The sequence below is a fragment of the Arthrobacter citreus genome (genome assembly GCF_038405225.1).
Classification (GTDB): Bacteria; Actinomycetota; Actinomycetes; order Actinomycetales; family Micrococcaceae; genus Arthrobacter_B; species Arthrobacter_B citreus_A.
This window is the reverse complement of the sequence record NZ_CP151657.1, coordinates 1422424-1441470: the sequence shown is the minus strand read 5'-3', so window position 1 is coordinate 1441470 and position 19047 is coordinate 1422424. Positions and strand designations below refer to the sequence as shown.

General features: G+C 65.0%; 16 protein-coding genes. 5 read left to right on the top strand and 11 right to left on the bottom strand.

Going from position 1 to position 19047, the window contains the following annotated elements:
- The first annotated feature begins 204 nt into the window (after positions 1-204).
- The 3 genes from AAE021_RS06600 to AAE021_RS06590 all read left to right on the top strand — a co-directional run bounded on the left by AAE021_RS06600 (position 205) and on the right by AAE021_RS06590 (position 2425).
- On the top strand, positions 205-834 hold the full coding sequence (locus AAE021_RS06600; RefSeq protein WP_342024814.1) for a sugar O-acetyltransferase: 630 nt from the start codon (positions 205-207) through the stop codon (positions 832-834).
- A gap of 39 nt (positions 835-873) precedes the next feature.
- Positions 874-1629 (top strand): MerR family transcriptional regulator, encoded by a 756-nt coding sequence (locus AAE021_RS06595; protein WP_342024813.1) that lies wholly within the window; start codon positions 874-876, stop codon positions 1627-1629.
- 223 nt (positions 1630-1852) lie between these two features.
- Positions 1853-2425 carry a small multidrug efflux protein gene (locus AAE021_RS06590; protein ID WP_342024812.1) on the top strand — a complete coding sequence of 191 codons (573 nt, stop codon included), beginning with the start codon at positions 1853-1855 and terminating at the stop codon, positions 2423-2425.
- Between the two features lie 47 nt (positions 2426-2472).
- Here AAE021_RS06590 and AAE021_RS06585 read toward each other — a convergent pair whose 3' ends face one another.
- The 6 genes from AAE021_RS06585 to AAE021_RS06560 form a co-directional block, all read right to left on the bottom strand.
- Complete coding sequence (locus tag AAE021_RS06585) at positions 2473-3198, bottom strand: DUF72 domain-containing protein (protein ID WP_342024811.1); 726 nt, start codon at positions 3196-3198, stop codon at positions 2473-2475.
- 36 nt (positions 3199-3234) lie between these two features.
- Positions 3235-3855, bottom strand: a complete 621-nt coding sequence (locus tag AAE021_RS06580) for an L-threonylcarbamoyladenylate synthase (protein WP_342024810.1) — start codon at positions 3853-3855, stop codon at positions 3235-3237.
- Between the two features lie 164 nt (positions 3856-4019).
- Positions 4020-5870, bottom strand: a complete 1851-nt coding sequence (locus AAE021_RS06575; protein WP_342024809.1) for an HNH endonuclease signature motif containing protein — start codon at positions 5868-5870, stop codon at positions 4020-4022.
- Positions 5871-6007: 137 nt separating this feature from the next.
- Entirely contained in the window at positions 6008-7288 is a 1281-nt protein-coding gene (locus AAE021_RS06570; protein ID WP_342024808.1) for a winged helix DNA-binding domain-containing protein, read from the bottom strand.
- Positions 7289-7341: 53 nt separating this feature from the next.
- Positions 7342-8091, bottom strand: coding sequence for an SDR family oxidoreductase (locus tag AAE021_RS06565; RefSeq protein ID WP_342024807.1), 750 nt, complete (start codon positions 8089-8091; stop codon positions 7342-7344).
- Positions 8088-8810: a TetR/AcrR family transcriptional regulator gene (locus AAE021_RS06560; protein WP_342024806.1), complete on the bottom strand. Its 723-nt coding sequence runs from the start codon at positions 8808-8810 to the stop codon at positions 8088-8090. The genes AAE021_RS06565 and AAE021_RS06560 overlap by 4 nt, the downstream gene beginning before the upstream one ends.
- Positions 8811-9006: 196 nt before the next feature.
- Between AAE021_RS06560 and AAE021_RS06555 the strand changes: the two genes are divergently transcribed.
- Together AAE021_RS06555 and AAE021_RS06550 are read left to right on the top strand one after the other, a co-directional pair.
- Positions 9007-11361, top strand: coding sequence for a transglycosylase domain-containing protein (locus tag AAE021_RS06555; RefSeq protein ID WP_342024805.1), 2355 nt, complete (start codon positions 9007-9009; stop codon positions 11359-11361).
- A gap of 190 nt (positions 11362-11551) precedes the next feature.
- Positions 11552-11857: a hypothetical protein gene (locus AAE021_RS06550; protein ID WP_342024804.1), complete on the top strand. Its 306-nt coding sequence runs from the start codon at positions 11552-11554 to the stop codon at positions 11855-11857.
- On the opposite strand, the gene AAE021_RS06545 is transcribed toward AAE021_RS06550, so the two are convergent.
- The 5 genes from AAE021_RS06545 to AAE021_RS06525 all read right to left on the bottom strand — a co-directional run bounded on the left by AAE021_RS06545 (position 11854) and on the right by AAE021_RS06525 (position 19001).
- Entirely contained in the window at positions 11854-13314 is a 1461-nt protein-coding gene (locus tag AAE021_RS06545) for an amidase (protein ID WP_342024803.1), read from the bottom strand. The genes AAE021_RS06550 and AAE021_RS06545 overlap by 4 nt on opposite strands.
- On the bottom strand, positions 13311-14663 hold the full coding sequence (locus AAE021_RS06540) for a M20 family metallo-hydrolase (protein ID WP_342024802.1): 1353 nt from the start codon (positions 14661-14663) through the stop codon (positions 13311-13313). Before AAE021_RS06540 ends, AAE021_RS06545 begins: the two co-directional genes overlap by 4 nt.
- Positions 14664-14722: 59 nt before the next feature.
- Positions 14723-16069, bottom strand: coding sequence for an MFS transporter (locus AAE021_RS06535; protein WP_342024801.1), 1347 nt, complete (start codon positions 16067-16069; stop codon positions 14723-14725).
- 259 nt (positions 16070-16328) lie between these two features.
- The gene (locus AAE021_RS06530; RefSeq protein ID WP_342024800.1) at positions 16329-17288 is read right to left on the bottom strand and encodes a LysR family transcriptional regulator; all 960 of its coding nucleotides are present in this window, start codon (positions 17286-17288) and stop codon (positions 16329-16331) included.
- A gap of 54 nt (positions 17289-17342) precedes the next feature.
- Positions 17343-19001 carry a PucR family transcriptional regulator gene (locus AAE021_RS06525; protein WP_342024799.1) on the bottom strand — a complete coding sequence of 553 codons (1659 nt, stop codon included), beginning with the start codon at positions 18999-19001 and terminating at the stop codon, positions 17343-17345.
- Positions 19002-19047 lie beyond the last annotated feature (46 nt).

The following is a 19047-nucleotide window of genomic DNA, read 5'->3' as shown; positions in this document are numbered from 1 at the left end:
GGAGATTGTCCGGACGGATCGGAATGCGGGGGATTAGGGGTCAGTTTCCCCTGCTGCGCTTGCTTTTTAGCCAAGGAACGCTGAGCGTCGGCCTCCGCGTCCACAGCGTGCTGCTTGCCGGCCGCCCTTCCACGCCCACCACCCCACATTTGATGGCCGGCTTTTCGGTACGGTGGAAGCTGTCGACCGAAAGGCTCCGCAGCCATGACTGATTACTTTGCCGGTGATTCCCGTTCGATGCGGGAACGGATGGCGGCCGGAGACCTCTACATTGCTGACGACCCGGAGCTCGCGCGGCACAGCATCCGGGCCATCGAGCTGGCTGACCGGTACAACCGGACCTGGGCCCAGGACCGGAGTGCGGCTGTGGGCATCCTCCGCGAGCTGCTGGGGGGATTGGGTGATGGTTCCGAGATCCGTCCGCCCATCTATGTCGATTACGGGACGTACCTGACCGTGGGAGCACGCACCTTCATCAACTACAGCTTCACGGCTTTGGACGTTGCATCGATAACCATCGGCGACGACGTCCAGATTGGCCCCAACGTGCAGCTCCTGACGCCAACCCATCCGGTGGAGCCGGGACCCCGGCGGGACAAGTTGGAAGCCGCCCAGCCGATTGTCATTGGCAACAATGTGTGGATTGGCGGCGGCGCGATTGTCCTTCCCGGAGTCAGCGTGGGAGAGAACTCAGTGATCGGTGCAGGCTCCGTGGTCACCCGCGATGTGCCCGCCAATGTGGTTGTTGTCGGCAATCCGGCACGGGTGGTGAAGAGCCTCCAGGCGTCGGCGTCTGGAGCTGCACCTGAGCCGCGCGACGCTCGGAACCTTTGAACGCCGCGAGCGTGAATAACCTCGTGGGAGGATGGCGGGATGGGATGGAGCACCAGCGAACTGGCAAGGCTGGCGGGGACGACGGTAAACACCGTCCGCCACTACCACCGGCTTGGGCTCCTTGATGAACCCCTCCGCAGATACAACGGGTACAAGCAGTACGAAGTGGGACATCTGGTGCGCCTGCTGCGCATCCGGCGCATGGTCGACCTGGGGATACCGCTGGGACAGATCAGCACCGTAGCTGAGGCACCCCGGGACGCTGCGGCTGCGCTGCGCGAAATTGATGCGCAACTGGAAGCGGGAATTGAGCGGCTGCAGAAAACGCGGGCGGACATAGCGGCAATTCTGCGGGAGGGCGCGCCGGCAGACGGCCCCGCCGGTTTCGAGCATGTCGCGGCCAGGCTCACGCAGTCGGACAGCTCGGCCATCCACCTTCTGGCGCAGGTTTTCGACGACGAAAAGCTCACCGATATCCGTCGGATGGTCGAGGCCGACACCGACTCGACCAGCACGGAAATTGATCGGCTCCCTGACGACGCTGACGAGCAGACAAGACAGCGACTGGCCGAGCGAATGGTGCCGGGCATGGTCCGGGATTTCCGCGACTATCCGTGGCTGTTGGAGCCGTTTACCAGCAAATCCACCGGTGATCGCAGGAATTTGCAGATACTCACCGATTCGATGCCGGGCCTCTACAGCCCCGCCCAGCTTGACGTGCTGTTGCGTGCGGTTCTGGCTGCCGCAGAGGAGGTCCGCGGTCATGTCGAGGACGGCGCCGACGGCGGCGGTTGAGTGGGGTTGAGCGGGGTTGAGCGGGGTTGAGCGGGGTTGAGCGGCAGGTAACCGGCAAATAGGCTTGTCAGCATATGGGCGGCGACGGACCCTCACTGCTTTCGAGCCGCCCCTAAGCAGCGAGCCCATCTTGTTCCGGGCTTGACCCTGTTCCGGGAACACGGTTTCTAGTGGGAGGCAGCCGGGAAAAACCCCGGTAACCGATGCTGCTGGAGGAAAACCCGTGAGTCCCATCGAGAACCTTGTCCGCACTTTCCAAGACGCGATCGCCACCGTACCGGAGATTATCCAGCCATTCATCGTCCTGGTTGCCGGGGCCGTTCCTTTTATTGAAGGTGAAGGCGGGGCGGTCATTGGTGTTGTTGGCGGCCTTAACCCCATAGTGGCTGGAGCCGCTGCCGCGGCAGGCAACTTCCTGTGCGTGTTCCTGATCGTTTTCCTGAGTGCCAGGACCCGCACGGCCGTTGTGGTCCGGCAGGAAGCCCGGGCCCACGGAGGCAATGGGCGCGGGAATACAGCGCTCGCCGTGCAGCCGGACGTTGACGGCAGCAGGGCCGTAGAAAAAGAGTCGAAGGGCCGACGGCGCTTCCGGACCTGGCTGGTCCGTTTCGGCGTGCCGGGAGCAAGCCTCCTGGGGCCGCTGGCCGTCCCGACCCAATTCACTTCAATACTGCTCGTTGCATCCGGCATTCCGCGTGGACGGGTCCTCTTCTGGCAGGGTATGGCGATTCTCTTGTGGACTTCCGTCACCACGGTGCTGAGCTGGCTGGCCGTCACCGCGGTCCTGGCGGCGTGAAGTCGTCGGGCAACATGTACGGCAGTCGGATCCCCTAGGGCAGTAGTTCAGGGCAGGAGCTCGCGCAGGGTCCGCGCATTGCGGACCGCGTGGCCCTCGCCGTCGTTGTTGAAGTACACGTAAACGTCCCTGCCTGACTGCTCCCATTCCCGGATCCGCCCGGCCCACCAGCTCAGGTCAGCATCGCTGTACGAGCCTGCGTAGAGGTATTCGTTATCCGGTCCGTGCATCCGTACGTAGACAAACGACGCCGTGGCGCGCAGGTTGCAGGGGAGATGCGCTCCGCTCATGACGGTGTATGCGGCGTTATACCGGGCGAGGAGACCGTACACGTCTTCGGTTTCCCAGCTGGGATGGCGGAACTCCACTGCGGTTTTGATGTCGCGGGGGAGTGCCGAGAGGAAATAGTCCAGCCGGGCGTCGTCGCGCTCCATGTCAGGCGGCAGCTGCACAATCAGGACTCCGGCCGTGTCGCCGAGCTCCTTCCAGCAGCGGCTGATGCGCCCAATCCATTCTTCGGGTTCCCGGAGTTTGCGCGCGTGAGTCAGACCGCGGGGCGCCTTAACGGAGAACTGGAAGTTCCCGGGCAGCCGCTCGCGGTATGCGGCAAAGGCCGGCTCACGCGGCCAGCGGTAAAAGCTCCCGTTGTATTCAACCGTGTCGAACTCGGCGGCATAGGTCTCCAGCCACAGCCGGTTCGGCAGTCCGGGCGGATACAGCACGTTCCGCCAGTGGTTGTAGCTCCAGCCGGAGGTTCCGATGTGCAGTGCCATGCGTCCAGCCTGCCACGGTGCTGCTGCGTGCGCCTGTTATTCGAAGCGGGAGGGGTCGCCCGTGCCGTACCGGACGATTTCCGGCTCACCGCTGGAGAAGTCGACGACGGTGGTGAGGTCCGGCCGGCAGAACCCGGCATCCAGTACCGCGTCCACCTGATGGTCCAGGCGTTCCTTGATCTCCCAGCCTTCGGTCAGGGGATCTTCTTCGCCCGGCAGCAGCAGAGTGCTGGAGATCATCGGCTCGCCCAGTTCTTCCAGGAGTGCCAGCACCACCTTGTTGTCCGGGATGCGGACGCCAACAGTCTTCTTCTTCGGCTGAGCCAACCAGCGCGGCACTTCCTTCACTGCCGGCAGGATGAAGGTATAGCTGCCCGGAGTGACAGCTTTGATGCTCCGGAAGATGTCGTTGTCCATCTTGACGAATTGCCCCAGCTGGGCGAAGTCCCGGCACATCAAGGTGAAGTGATGCTTGTCGTCCAAGTGCCGGATGGACCGGATCCGATCCAACGCATCCTTGTTGCTCAGCTGGGCTCCGAGGGCGTAGCAGGAGTCAGTTGGATAAGCGATCAATCCGCCTGAGCGAAGGATCGCAACAACCTGACCGATGGTGCGCTGCTGCGGATTCTCGGGGTGGATGTCAAAGTATCGTGCCATGTGCTGAGCTTACCGTTGATGACTGCTCAGCCACCGCGATTCAGACTCCAACGCCCATCATTTGTTCGAACTCGCGACCGGCCGTATCAGAAGGGCAACCAGCTGTGTCAGGGCAACCAGTCGTGCCAGAAGGGCAACTAGCTGTGTCATGGCAACCATCCGTGTCAGAAGGGTGGAGGATCGTCGCCATAGTCATCCGGACTGCTGCAGTGTGCATCAAGACCCGCGTGCTGAGTTCCTCTCTTGTTCTCTGCAGCCGGGGCCGTCCCTCTCTTACCCTCTGCAGTCAGGCCTGACCTTCCCTTGCCCTCCAGAGCCGAGGCCGTCTTCTTGCTCTCTGCATTCGGAGTCCTTTTCCTGCCTTCTGAATCCGGAGCAAGGGTGAGGTGTGGTTCGGTGCGGTAGCGTCGGCCCCCGGGTGAAGTCCATTCAATTACCCCTGGACTCGGTTGATGTGCCTTCCAGAATCCTTCGGTTTTGAACATGTGATGGCGTCGGCACAGATGCTCGAGGTTGTCGTGATCCGTTGCGCCGCCCTGGGCCCAAGGTTTTGTATGGTCAATCTCGGAAATCACGGCGTTTGCCCGGCATCCGGGGAACCTGCATGTTCCGTCCCGGGCCCGCAGGAATCGTTTAAGTCCCGCGGCGGGTTTTCTGCTTCGGCCGATCCGCAGGATTTCTTCAGTATCCGGATCCCGCTCGGCAGGCGTCCAGCGGGCGGCTTTGCGGGCCATTCGGCGGGCCGTTTCGGGGCTGAGGGGTCCGTAGCCGAGCAGTTCTGCAGGCCGATCATCGGCGCCGAAGAGAGTTTCAGCATTGATAATCACCAGAATTTCGGTTCGTGCCCGCGGGCCGTGGCCAATGCGGCAGGTCCCGCTTCCGGTGCCGGTGTCCTCGCCGGGGCCGGCCTTGTCGGAGCTGGTGCGCTCACCCCTGGCGGCCTTGTCAGAGCTGGACCCATGTCGACGGTTATGGCCTTCGGCTTTCTGGTGCCTCTTCGCCGTTCCCCGGCTCCTGCCGCCGGCACCACCTCGGCTGCGGCCGTCGCCGTCGTCGTCCTTGTTTTGGCCGTGGCCGCCCAAAAGGTCAGCGAGAATATCCGTGCGCAGCTGATCCACTGTCCGGGAATCTCCAGCAGCCTGCTCTCCGCGAGCCGCTGCAGTGAGCTGGTGATATATCCCCAGCGCCTTTTCCGCCGGCAGCATCGCGGACAGCCAGGCCATGCCATCCGGTTCCGGGCGCAGCCACACCCTCCGCTGGTCAAAGGCAGTCCGCTGACGCTCGACGATCGTCTCCGGATAATGACTCTCCCGCAGACGCTGAGCCCGCACCCGGAACTGCGCCTTCGTCTGTCCAGCAGCAAGCTCCAGTAGCTGTGCCTCAAACGACAGGACATCGGCAGGTGCGATTCCCACACACTGCTCCAGCACGGTCTCGGCATGCCCGTAGCTGATTTCTCCGGCCTCCAAGCGCCCCAGCGTGGCGGTGTTGGCGGCACAGAGGTTACCGGCCTCACTCATCAGCGCTCTTCCGGTACCCGAGGGAATGCCCAGGATGGCAGCGGCTTCTTCGGCTGCGAGACTGAAGGCCATGTCCGAGTCCGGCATGCCGGACAGGAACATACTCTCGCTTTCGTAGATGTTTTGCATCCGGCAAAGGACCTTCGCCTGCTGTGCCTGCACCCAACGGGTGAGACGGTTCAACTGGGACAAGACTCCACCGGCTTGTTCCTCGGTCAGCGAATCCAAGTTCTGCAGGGCCAACGATCCTGTGAGTCCGTCCTGATAATTACTGCCCGTGGTGGCGCTGGCAGGAGTAATGGCGTTGGCGGAAGCGGTGCCGGTGGCGGGGCCAGTGGCGGCGTTGCTGAGGGCCGCGGCATTGGCAGGAGTGGCGGCAGGATCAGCACCGGCGGACGTGGCGGCCCCCGCTCCAGGCCCGGCAAGAAACACCGACACGCTGCGGACTGCGGCCTGTCCGCTGTCGCTGCCGGGAAGAGATCCGTTCTGATCCATAACCTCAGGGTTTCACCCGGCTCTGACATTTCCGGCTCCAAAAGAGCCCCAAACGGGCCTCTGCAGGTGCTTTTGAGGCCCCTTAGATACCCGTCTTTTTCAACCAAGTACCTGCGCTTCAGGACGGATACCTGCCGCTATGACCGCCGCACCTGGACTTCGATTTCACGGCCCAGGAAATTCCCGTAAGCGTCAGCCGCTGCCCGCGCGCCCCTGGTCAGTGATTCCAGTCTTAACGCCTCCGCCTGGCGCGACAACGGGTCCGCGCCGGAAGAGCCGGCGAACACCACCACATCCACATCAACCTGCCCCTTTCGCCCCTCCGCCGACCAGATCCCGGCAATGATGCCGTCAATAATGACTGGTGCACGAAACAGTCCGTTCTTCCCGGGCCCCACCAGGACCTGGTGTTCAGGCGCGAGAATCAACTGGCGGTCGGCATACCCGATGTGGAACTCGTCGAAACCAGGGAGGAAATGTATGGCGGGAGAACTTTCCCCGCCGCTGGCTTCCTCTGGGCCGCTGTGTCCGGGGCCTATACAGCCCGAACCTTCATAGCCGGCCAGAACGTCACGATCGAGATAGTAAAGCCGGTCCGCGACCGCCACTGCGGCGAGGTCGGGAGCGGCCAGGGCCACGGCAGTCCGAGCATCACGCAGCGTCAGGCCGGTCCACCAGGCCAAATCCTGCTCCGTGGCGGGGCCGTGTCCCCTCATGTACCGCAGCGCGAGCAGCCGCAGCGATTCATCCCGGCCGAATTCGGTGCCGCCAACAACAATAAGATCCTCGTAGCGCATGAAGGTCTGCGTCTTGCCCCGGCGCGGACCGAAAATAATGACACGGCGCTCGGCCAGATGGCGGAGCAGATGTGAGCCGCGCTGGCCTTCGCTGCTGATCCCGGCCCTCTCCAGAATGCCGAGCACCTCAGGCCGTGTCTGTGGACCGTCAGTCAGGGCTTCCGACAGCACGGCGGCAGCCCGGTCGAAAACGGCATCCGTCAGCCCAGCATCGCGCCACAGCTTTCCGCGCCCCGCGGCAGCCCTTGGCGCCAGCAGCGGCAGCAGCCACTCGGCGTCGTCCGCGTGCACCAGATGCAGCGTGCCGCGCATGGGCCAGGTGAGGACGACGACGCCGGCGGCCATGTCCGCTTCGACGCCACCGAGCGTGGTTCCCGGGGTGCGCTGGCCGACGCTCCAGAAGGCGCCGGCAAGGTTTTGGGCCTGGACGGCAAGGAGCCGCCGCACGGTCTCGGCGGGGCGGCCGGAACCGGCATCCTGACTGGAACCCGCGTTATGGCTGGAACCGGCATTCTGGCCGGGACCAGCGGTCACCAGAAGCTGGGAAGCCAGGCGGAGGTGGCGCAGGTCGTGCTCGGACAAGGTGCCGGCGTGCCGGCCGGGGCTCCGCCGGGTTTCCATGCCGTTACCCTACAGCCGAGGCCGGCCGGAAAAGTCCGGCCGGCCATGCCGTTCTAGTACAGCTTGATGGTGCCGCCGTCGGCCATCAGCGTTTGGCCGGTGAGGTACCGGGATTCGTCGCTGGCCAGGAAGGCAACAATGGGTGCGATGTCCTTCTCCGGATCACCCAAACGGCCCAGCGGCACGCTGTCCACAACTTCCTGGTACTGCTCGGGGTATGCCTTGCTCCATTGCACAATGCCCGGAGTCAGCGCCACCGGACTGACGACATTGGCGCGGATGCCGTCCGCGGCCCATTCGTTCGCCGCGGTGCGGGTGATGGCACGGATTGCTTCCTTGGCAGCTGCATAGGCCACTTGGTTGGGCAGGCCCTTGATGCCGGCACCGGATCCGAAGTTGATGATGCTGCCGCGGGTCTTCTTCAGCTCGGGGTGGGCTGCCTGCATGAGGTACAGGGTGGCGAGGGTGCCGGTGCCGAAGGACAGGTTCCAGATTTCCGGCGTCGTCTCCAGAATCGGTGCCTGCTTGGAGGCGTGGGCGTTGTTGACAAGGATGTCCAGGCCGCCAAAGCGCGCAACGGTTTCGGCGACGATTTCGGCGGCGCTTTCCGGCAGGGAGATGTCGCGGCGGATGAAAATCAGTTCTCCAAGGCCGGACAGCTCGGCAACGAGCTTGTCGCCCTGCTCCTGGTCGATGTCCACCACAGCCACCTTGGCACCCTCGGAAAGGAAGTGCCGGACAATGCCCTGGCCAATGCCACCGGCACCGCCGGTGACAATGGCTGTTTTGTTGCTCAGTTTCACTCTTGTTCCTTCTCTAAACCGGAGTGCTTGTCTTGCCGCATCCGGACGCTTGTTTCGATTCGGGCTTCCAGCCCGAGCAGGAAGTTGTCCACTGCAAAGTCCAGGGAGCGGCGCGACGCGTCATAAGTGATGCCGCGGCTGTGGAACCGGGCCGTGAGGGATCCTGCCGGGGCGCCGTCGTCGGCATTCAGGTGTACGACGGCGTTTGGCCGGGTGGGGCGGTACCGGCCCGGACCCGGGTTGGCGGCAAGGGCGAGGACAGAAGCACCGATGGCGATGCCGGATATCCCCAGCACGCAGTCAAAGCACTCGTCCTCGGGCAGCCCTGCGGCCTTGAGTGCCTGGAGAAGCACCTCGAGCTCTGCGGCAGAGGCCATGTCCAGCAGCCGGCTTGGACCAAGGACTATCTGCAGGAGCCAGGGATGCTGCTGGAACCCATCCCACTGCGCACTGGCCAGGTGCCGGAGCATTTCCTGCCAGGTGCCCGGGGACGCCGGCAGGAGGACAAATTGAGTGCCTGCTTCGGCAGCCATAGCCAGCAGAAGGGCTTCGCGGTTTTCCACGTGCCGGTACAAGGCCATGGCTGAGACGCCGAGGATCTCGGCAATATTGCGCATGGAGACGGCTTCCAGACCCTCCCGGTCCGCCAGTTCGAGTCCGCAGGCTGCAATGGCGGCAGCCGAGAGGGGACCCCGCTCAGGGTCGGAACGTTGTTTCATGTGTACAGCGTATACCGGACAGGAGGTCACCCAAAAGCGGCTTCCCGTATGTGATCTTTTTCTCAGCACATCGGCCCGGCGGCACCGGGGCGGCACCGGGAAACCCCGGCCGAAGGCGGAAACCTCCCCGTGTTCTACCCGGTGTGACACAGGCCGTCAAGGTGTCCTCTCCAGAAACGGGTTGTATCTTGGGCGGATGCGACAAAACAACTCCTCCTTGCTGGGCAGACTCGGCACCTCCGGCCGGCTGGTGTTGTTTCTGGCGGTGAGCGCCCTCTGCGGCGCGCTCGTGGCCGGCATCTTTATTCCCACGACGGCGGTGGCTGCTTCCGGCGCCCACCAGGTCCTCGACTCCCTCGAGGACCTGCCCGACGAGCTGGAGACCGGACCCCTGGACGAAGGGTCCAAGATCTACTCCGCCGACGGCCAGCTGATTGCCTCCTTCTATGCGGAAAACCGGATACCGGTAACGCTGGAGAACATTTCGCCTGCCATGCAGGACGCCATCGTCGCCATCGAGGACAACCGCTTTTACGAGCATGGGGGAGTGGACGTCAAAGGCGTTGCCCGCGCCGTGGCCTCGAACCTGACCAAGGACAGCACCCAGGGCGCATCCACGCTGACCATGCAGTACGTCAACAACGTGCTGATTGACCAGGGTGTCGCCGAAGGCAAAAGCGCCGACGAGCTCACCGTCAGCGGAACCAAGAACATCACGGACAAGATCCGCGAAGCCAAGCTGTCCTTCGCCGTCGAGAAGGAATTCTCCAAGGAGGAAATCCTTGAGGGCTATCTGAACATTGTGCTGTTCAGCGGCCGAACCTACGGCGTGGAAGCTGCAGCGCAAACCTTCTTCGGCGTTCCGGCCGCGCAGCTGAACATCCCGCAGTCCGCCATGCTCGCGGGGATGGTGCAGTCGCCGAACACCTTCAACCCGCTCACGAATCCCGAGGGCACGAGGGAGCGCCGGGATATGGTGCTGGCCGCCATGCTGCGCTATGACAAGATCACGCAGCAGGAGTACGACGACGCCGTCGCCTCGGATCTGCAGCTGAACCCCCAGCCCGCGGCACGCTCCGGCTGCGTGGGCGCCGAAATGGCCGAGTACTTCTGCAGCTACGTGGAACAGGTGGTCCTGGCATCCGAGGAATTTGGTCCCGATGAAACCGCCCGCGCCAAGCTGCTGGCCCGCGGCGGCCTGACCATTACCACCACGCTTGATTCCCGGCTGCAGGAGCAGGCCCAGGCCCAGATTGAGGCCCAGGTGCCCACCGGCGATGCTTCCGGCGCGGGTTCGGCCATGGTGTCCGTGGAACCGGGTACCGGCAGGATCCTGGCCATGGCGCAGAACACGAACTACACGCCAGAGGAAGGCCCGGGCAATACGCAGCTGAACTTTAATGTGGACTCGGAAATGGGTGGAACCGCCTACGGCTTCCAGCCCGGGTCAACCATGAAACCCTTCACCACCGTGGCGTGGCTTGAGGCCGGCGGAAGCATCGACGACGTCATCGATGCGTCCCGAACCACCTACCCCGCCGGCTACGACTGGACGGCCAGCTGCCTGCCCGAAGACGCCTATTTCGACGAGTGGAAATTCAAGAACGCCCAGGAGGGTTATGAGCGCAGGATGACCGTGGGGGACGGGCTCACCTGGTCCGCCAACACTGCCACCGTGGCGCAGGCTTCCCAGCTGGACCTGTGCGACATCCGCGACGCGGCAACCCGCATGGGCGTGCACCGCGCCGTCGACGGCGAACCACTGGAGGTCAATAATCCCTCGTTCGTCCTGGGCGGACAGGAAGTGGCGCCCATGACCATGGCTGCTGCGTTTGCGACGTTTGCCAGCGGCGGAGAATACTGCGAGCCCATTGCGCTGACGCAGGTTTCCGATGCCAGGGGCCGGTCCTATTCGGTACCGGAGGAGGAGTGCTCCCGCGCGATGTCCGAGGAGGTCGCGAAAGAGGTCTCGGAGCCGCTGCAGAAACTTGTGGAGAGCGGACCCGGCGGCATATCGCCGCTGGGCGTCCCCGCAGCAGCAAAAACCGGCACCACCGACGTCTCTGAGCAGACCTGGACCGTTGGTTACACGCAGGGCATCTCGACGGCATCCTGGGTGGGGAATTGGAAGTCCTATTCCTCGCTGAACGGTCTGCCGATCAACGGTGTGGCCCGCAGCTATGTGGACGGCTCGACCATTGCCGGAGCGCAGTGGACCGAGTACATGCGCGCAGTTGCTCCGCTGTACGGAACCGGCGAGCTGACGGATCCCAACCGCGTCCCGGCACCGGCTCCGGAGCCGGAAAGGGAAGAAGAGCCGGAACCGGAGGAAGAGCCGCAGGAGGATCCGACGCCGGCACCGGAGCCAACGCCGGACAACGGCGCTGACAATGGTTCCGCAGAGGCGCCGGCTCCGGCACCGGCGCCTGTCGAACCGGAGGTCCCCGTGGCCCCGGCCCCGGCCCCGACAGTTCCCGCACCGGCTCCTACACCGGTTCCAGTGCCCACCCCGGCGCCGGCACCCGCCGCCCCCGGGACAACGGAGGACTAAAACAGTCCCTGGTCCGCAAAAATGCTCCCCGGTCCGTATGGACCGGGGAGCATTTTGCTGGGGACGCTTGTGCGGCCGGCGAACCCGCTGCACTGTGAAGATTCCAGAAGGCGGAGATCCAAAAAAGCTGGAGATCCATAAGGCTGGAACTTGACGCGCTTTCCCCGTCCGCTGCTCACCGGAGGCTCCCATGTTCGCGAATCACCATCCGCACGGCCCTAAAGGCCACCTGCTGCACGGCCCTTTGCTGCAGGGCCATCACCACCACGCCCACGGACACGGCGCGATGCTGGAGCTTCCCGCGCTGAGCGCCAGGACCCTGGCCGCCGGCGCCTTTTCGCTGGGCGCCCTGGCCATGGGCGCGGTGGCCGTTGGTGCGCTGGCCATCGGAAGGCTCCGGATCGGCCGTGCTGACATCAAGGAACTCTATGTCGGCCGCCTGCAGGTGGATGAACTGGTGGTGGTTGAGTCCGTCGAGCCCGATGTGGTGCCTTAGGAAGGCACCGGGACAGGCAGCGGATCAGGGTGCCGGTCATGCCAGGGCAGCAGCGCCTCCACTGCTGCTCCCACCGCAAAGACGGCATCCTCATCAAAGGGGTGACCCACAATCTGCACTCCGGTGGGAATGCCGCAGTCCGCCATGCCGCTGGGCACGGCCAGCACGGGGCAGCGGTTGGCGATATTGAAGACGCCGGTCATATGGCCCTGCCAGTAGTGCTCCAGGTGGCCCCCGGCGGTGGTGATGCCGTCCAGGTAGGATCCGTCGGCGTCGAGCGACGCCACGGCGGAAGCCGGGCAGAGCAGGACATCGTAGCCAGCCATGGCAGCCGCGAGCTGTCCCTGAATCCGGGTTTCGGCGGTGATGCCGTCCAGAAAGCGGAATTCCGCAGCAGCCCTGCGCGCATCGGCCATGAACCGCACGGTGTAGTCCGCCAGCAGCTCCGGGGAGCCGGCTGTTTCGTCCTCCATGGCCGGACCCAGCAGATAACCGAAGTGGGTGAACATCGTCCTGCTGATCATCTCGGTGGTCCACGGCAGTTCGATCTCCTCCACCACGGCGCCGGCCTCCTGCAGCGCAGCGGCGACAGCCCGGGTGTTCGCCTCCACATCGGCCGCCACCGGATAGTTGCCCAAACGGATGCACAGCGCGATCCGCTTACCGGCAACCGAAGCCGCGGCATCGCCGTCGGGCAATATGACGGGCGCGGAAGGCAGCGAGGCGTGATCGTCCGGGTGCCGTCCCGCCATGACATTGGCCAGCAGGGCCGCGTCCGCGACGGTCCTGGCCATGGGACCGTCACCGCGGTAATGGTCCGCGGCAAGCGGAGCCAGTCCCGGAATCCGGCCGTAGGGCGCCTTGTAGCCCACGGTCCCGGTGAACGAGGCCGGCAGCCGGGTTGATCCGGCGATGTCCGAGGCCGTGGCCAGGGGTGCAAACCCGGCAGCCAGGGCGGCCCCCGAACCTCCGGAGGATCCACCCGGAGACAGCCGGGGGTTCCACGGGTTGCGGGTGACGCCCCACAGCGGACTGTGGGTGACCGTGGCGCAGCTGAACTCCGGCGTCGTCGTGCGCAGATGGATGATTCCTCCGGCGCCGCGGATCCGGTCGATAACGGGGTGATTGGCTGGCGAGATGTCCTCCCGCCGGGCCATCAGGCCCTGGGACAGCGTACGGCCCTTCAGCCCGTGCTTTTCCTTCGCCGCCACGGGCAGCCCGAGCAGCGGACCCAGGTTCCGGCCCGAGCGGTAGCTGTCAGCGGCGCTGCGCGCAGCGGACAGCGCTTCGTCGAAGAGCGTCTCCGTGACTGCGTTGATGGATCCGCCGGAGGCCCTGGACCCATTGACCGCCCCGGTCCGTTCCATGACCGCAGACAGCAGTTCCACGGGCGAGAGTTCCTTGGAGCGGAAGAGCCGGAGGGCTGTGGTGGCATCCAGATAGTGCAGGTCGGTCATGAGCGGACGGCATCCGCCGGCGCGGCAGTGGCAGCCGGAGCGGCAGCGCCCTCCGGGGCACCGCTGGTCTCCGGGGAACCTGTGCTCTCCGGAGCATCCGAAGTGCCGGTGGCAGTGCCCTCAAGGGCGCCGGAGACCAGTTGGCGGGCGACGCCGGTCAGCATCTCCAGGCCGCGAACCATGTCATCATCGGTGGAGAATTCGCGTTCACAGTGGGAAACGCCGTCCACGCTCGGTATGAACAGCATGACCGACGGCGCAACGGTGTTCATGGCCACGGAGTCGTGACCGGCCATGGTCTGGATGCGCCGCGAGGACAGTCCCAGACCGGCAGCCACACGCTCAGCAAGCTCGAGCCCTTCCTGCGGAAAGCGGCGGATGGGCCGGATGTCGAAGTCAGTGACGTTGACGTTGATGTCGTGCTTCCGGGCAAGGTCGTCTATGTCCTTCATCAGTTTGGCCCGCGCGGCCATCACAATCCGCGGATCGCCGGAGCGCAGATCGGCAACAAGATGCACCCGGCGTGCCACCACGATGGGGGAGTTGGGTTCCAGTGTCATCTGCCCAACAGAGGAGACAAGGGCTCCTTCGGCAAACTCTTCGGTGACGTCATGGACCATGAGAATGATGCGGGACGCGGCCACCAGGGCGTCATGCCGGTCCGCCATTGCGGTTGCCCCGGTGTGGGACTGTTCCCCCAGGACCTCGATGTCGAGTTTCTGGGTGTACCAGCTGCTGTCCACGACACCGATGGCGGTCTCTTCGCGTTCCAGGATGCGGCCCTGCTCAATATGGATCTCCGCGTAGCCGGCCGCTTCGGGTGCTTCCTGGGTTCCCAGGTAGCCGATGCGTTCGAGTGCGTCCCGCACGGTGGTGCCCTGCAGGTCAGTGACCGCAAGCATTTTTTCCCGGGACAGCAGGCCGGCGTACACCGAGCTGCCCATGATGCTGGGGGCAAAGCGGCCGCCTTCCTCGTTGAACCAGTTCACCACCGCAAGATTGAAACGGGGCCGCTCAGCGCCGGCCTCGACGTCGGCGTTGATCTGCCGGGCAGCGTGAAGTGCGGCGATGACGCCGTATGCTCCGTCGAAGCGCCCGCCGAGGGGCTGGCTGTCCAAATGTGAACCGATGACGATGTACGGAGCACCGGGCGTCCACTCAACAAGCCCAAACATGTTGCCGATGCTGTCGGTCCGCAGTTCCCAGCCCGCCTCCCGTACCCAGGCGGCAAACCAGTCCCTGGTCTGCGCGTCCTCGGCAGTGGCTGCCTGGCGGTCGACGCCGTTGTTGGCGGTGGCGCCGATGGTGGCCACCGTGTGGAAATCGGTAAGAAATGATGCTGCGTTCATGAGGAATCCTTGGGTTGTGCGGCTCGGTGAGCGGGAACGTGCCGGGGTGTAGGCCGGGCTTATCCCATCCGGCCGCGGGTCTCGGGAACCTTGGTCAGGACGACCAGGAGGAAGACGACGGCGGCGGCCGCGGCCATGTAGAAGCCGGGTGCATGCGGCACTCCGGTGCTTCCGACCAGCGCCGTACCGATGAACGGTGCGGTGCCGCCGAAGAGCGCATAGGCGCCGTTGTAACTGATCGCCGCGGAGGTGAACCGGGTGCGGGTCGTGAAGATCTCGACAAAGAACGTGTAGCAGCCACCGCCGTAGAGGCAGAGGGCCACAACGAACAGGGACTGTCCGGCCAGGGCCAGCGGGAGGCTGCCGCTGGTGACGAGCATGAAGCTGGGCACCGACAGGATGGCCAGGGCGGCGGAGCCTGCGATGAGCAGCGGCCTGCGGCCGAAGCGGTCTCCGAGCCGGCCGCCCATCGGAAGCAGGAGGGCGTACAGGGCCAGTGCGGCGGCGTTGACCATGAGTGACTGTTCCCGGCTGAGTTCGCCGGTGGTCTGGACATAGGACACAAAATAGGCGGACAGGAAGTAGAAGCCCATGGCAGTCAGGCCCATGACAAAGATGACCTGGACCATGCGGAGCTTGTTCTCGCGGAGGGTTTCCCGGATGGGGCTGAACTCCTTGGGCTGCTCCGCTTTGGCATTTTTGAAGGCGTCGCTTTCCACGGTGCGGCTGCGGATCCATACGCCGAACATCGCCAGCGGAAGGGCCAGCAGGAACGGCAGGCGCCAGCCCCACGAGGTGAAGGATTCGTCCGACATCGACTGGCTGAGGATCAGGATCATGGTGCCGGCCACCACTGAGGGCAGCGCTGTGGCGGCGATGGTGATGTTGATCCAGAAACCGCGCTTGTTGACCGGAGCGTGTTCAAAGACGAAGGAGGGAGCGCCGACAGACTCTCCGCCGGCGGAGAATCCCTGGATGAGCCGGCACAGCACCAGCAGGGCGGGGGCCCAGGCGCCGATCTGTGCGTAGGTGGGCAGCATGCCCATCAGGGCGGTGGCCCCGCCGATGGCGATCAGCGTAATGCTGAGGACGCGGCGGCGGCCGATGCGGTCTCCGATGGCGCCAAAGAAGATGCCGCCGAGGGGGCGGACCACAAAGGCCACGCCGAAGGTGGCGAACGTGGCCAGCAGGGCGGTGATGGGATTACTGCCGGGGAAAAACAACTGGGACAGGGTGACGGCGGTGAGCCCATAGAGGGTGAAGTCGTAAAACTCGATGAACTGCCCGACGCTGCCGCCGAGCAGGACACGCCTTTGCATCTTGGTGGTGGGAACGCCCGCGGAGGAGGGGCCGGACAGGGTCGGAGCTGAACCGGGCCGCCCTGCTTTGCTGTTCTGGGTTGTCATGACAGCCACGCTAGTGGGCTCATGTTTCCGCTGCGGTAAACAGCGTTACGGGCCGGAAACGGCAAAAGGGCCAAGATTGCCGCCGTGTTGCCGGCACCGGGGCGTCCGGTCATCTTCCGGACACACGTTCCTGGGAACGGACGCATCAAATCTCCCTTGATTGATCGTGGAGAACCCGGGCCTACCGTCTGTGGCAGGCTCCGGGTTCAGTACCGCAACCAACTGTGGTGACTCAGGTCACAGGTGTCCAATGGGTTGTTTAGCCCAGACCCATAGATTGTGTTGATGGGTCCAACTGTGGAGATGGGTTCCCGGCGGATCCGTAGAGTCGGAGGCATGTTTCCTCAAAGGCCAGGACGCGGCGGGTGGGCTTTATGGCGCCGGGACGGACCAGCATGACGTCAATGGGCGGGAAATCGTCAGTCAGCGCCAGAACCACCACCTGTCCGCCGGAATACGTCAGGTTACTGTGCAGCCTTTGGTTCAGCACGGCATAGCCGTGTCCCTTCGCCACAAAGGAACGGACTGTTTCATACCCGGAGAAGCGGTGGCGGACGTTCGGCTCCACTCCGGCCAGCGCGTAGAGCTGCTCGTAATATTCCCTGCTGTGCGGCAGGTCCAGCACCACCGACGGCTCACCGGCCAAATCCCGAAGGGCAATGCTGCGTTCGGGCCCCGCCGCCGCCGGATGACCGGCGTGAACCAGCACGTGCGGAGGTACGCGTTCCAGGACCCGGGCGGTGAAACCCTCACCGAGGCCCAGGCCGTAGGTCAGCGCAACATCACAGGCTCCTTCGCGCAGCGCCGCCTGCAGCCCGGCCAGGTCCGCCTCGAGGATGGAAACCTCCACTCCGGGATGCTGGCGCTCAAAGGACTGCAGGATAGCCGGAAGGCGAAACGGCGCCAGCGGGGAGAACACGCCAACCGTCAGTTCACCCACGACGCTGGCGGCCAGTCCCCGCGCTGACTCATAGAGGGCGTCCGCCTGTTCCAGCACCACCTTGATGTCCCCGGCCAGCTGCCGGCCCGCCGGGGTGAGGCGCAGCCCGCGGGTCAGGCGTACAAACAGCTGAGTTCCGAGGCTGGCCTCCAGCTGCGCCACTGCCGTGGACAGGGCCGACTGGGTGATGCACAGCCGCACGGCGGCTGCCGTCATGTTTTCGGCCTCCGCCACAACGGCGAAATATCTCAGCTGGGTCAGGGTAAAGGGTTTGGGCATGTTCACGGCTCGCTTTTCCGGTGGGCAGTCTGGTTCTTCAGGAGCATCACGGCGTTAGAGGGTCCGCAGCCGGTGGACAAGCAGGGCCACGTGCAGTGACGTGCGCGATTCGGCGTCGTCGAGGTCCACGGCCAGTAGCTCCTCCAGCCGGCTCAGCCGGGCGTACAGGGTCGGCCGGCTCAGGTAGCTGATGCGGGCCAGGGCAGTCTTGTTGCCGCCGGATTCCAGGAACTGGCCCAGCATCTCCAGATAGCCGGACTCGCCGCGGGCCTCGGCCTCCAGGACCCCCTGAAGTTCGGACTCGACAAACTGCTGGACTCTGGGATCCTTCCGCAACAGGGCCAGCAGGCCCCGGAGCCGGATATCGGTGGCGCGGTGGAACGGCCGGTCCTGTCCGGGAAGGGTGGCGGCAGTCTCGGCAACATGGGCCGCCTCATCGATTCCCGCCGCTGCTTCGAGGAGGGAATCCTGAAGGCGCCCGACGCCGATGGTCCAGCTCCCCGCCCCGCCGCCTGGGGCCGGTTCCCGCTCCGATTCCTGGGCCACAGCCGCAGCCAGGGCGCGCAGCACCTTGTCCTCGGCCTGCTGGGAGGAAAGAGCCAGGAGCGTGCCGACGGAACCCGAACGGATGACGGCGCTGATGGCGGTGCAGGGGAGGGGCTTCAGTGCCCGTGCCAGCTGCTCAAGAAGCAAACGTTCCTCCTGCTGCCCGGCCAGCGGATCGCCGCCGGCGTCTGCCGCGGCGGTTCCCGGGACTGCCGACGGCGATGTGCCCCGGAAAACCACGGGAAGGTAGAAGGGTGACCGCCGCAGGCCCAGGGCGGCGGCACGGGCCTGCGCTTCACCCTCGCCCAATCCGCGGGGCTGGCGCAGATCATTCAGGAGTCCGGCCTGCGCCTGCTGGTTCAGGTCACGCCGGTCCCGTTCCGCGAGCCGGTTGATCGCAAGGGTCTGCGCGGCCCGTTCCAGCACCATGGCGGCACCGGCGTCGTCGTCCAGCACCGCTGGGACCACCAGCCGGCCCCACACCTGCCGCCGAACGCCCACGGGTGTCTGCAGCCAGTCCCCGTTGCCGGTGCGGGACGTTTGCGCTGTTGACGGCGTAGTCCGGGAACGCCGCTCCCAGTTATCCAGCAGCACGGTGGTGTCCACTTGGTGGGCCGCGTAGGCAAGCACCAGATGGGAAAGGTCCTCAAGGACCACCGGGGCGCCGATCATCGCAGCGGCCTGCTCCACCACCTGGCCGGTTCCCGCGCTTTCCAGGCTGAGCATCGTGAAGGCCTCATGGACGGCACGGGCACGCTCCACCCGTTCCAGCTGCTCGGCCACAATCAGCCGGTGCACAATCTCCGTGATCTCCACAAAGCGCACCCGGCGCCGGACGACGACGACGGGCAGGGCTGCCGACGAGGCTGCCAGCGTTAGTGCGTCCAGACTGTTACGGCGGTCCCCGATCACTTCCACAATGAGTCCGGAGGCTCCGGCGTCCTGCAGCGACCGGACAAACATGGCAGTGCGCCCGGGGTCCTTTTCAAGCTCCAGCCCGGTGGTGAGGACCAGTTCTCCGCCCGACAGCAGGCCCGAGACGTCGAGCACCTCGCTCACGTGGACCCAGCGCACAGCGTGATCCAGGCCGTGCGCGGAGCCCAGGAGCCGCGGCTGGGCCTCGCGCAGCACGGGAAGGTCCAAGACGGAGCGAACAGTGGGCAGCATTTACACAGGGTAAAGCAAAGTGGGCGAAGTCTTACACACTGCTACT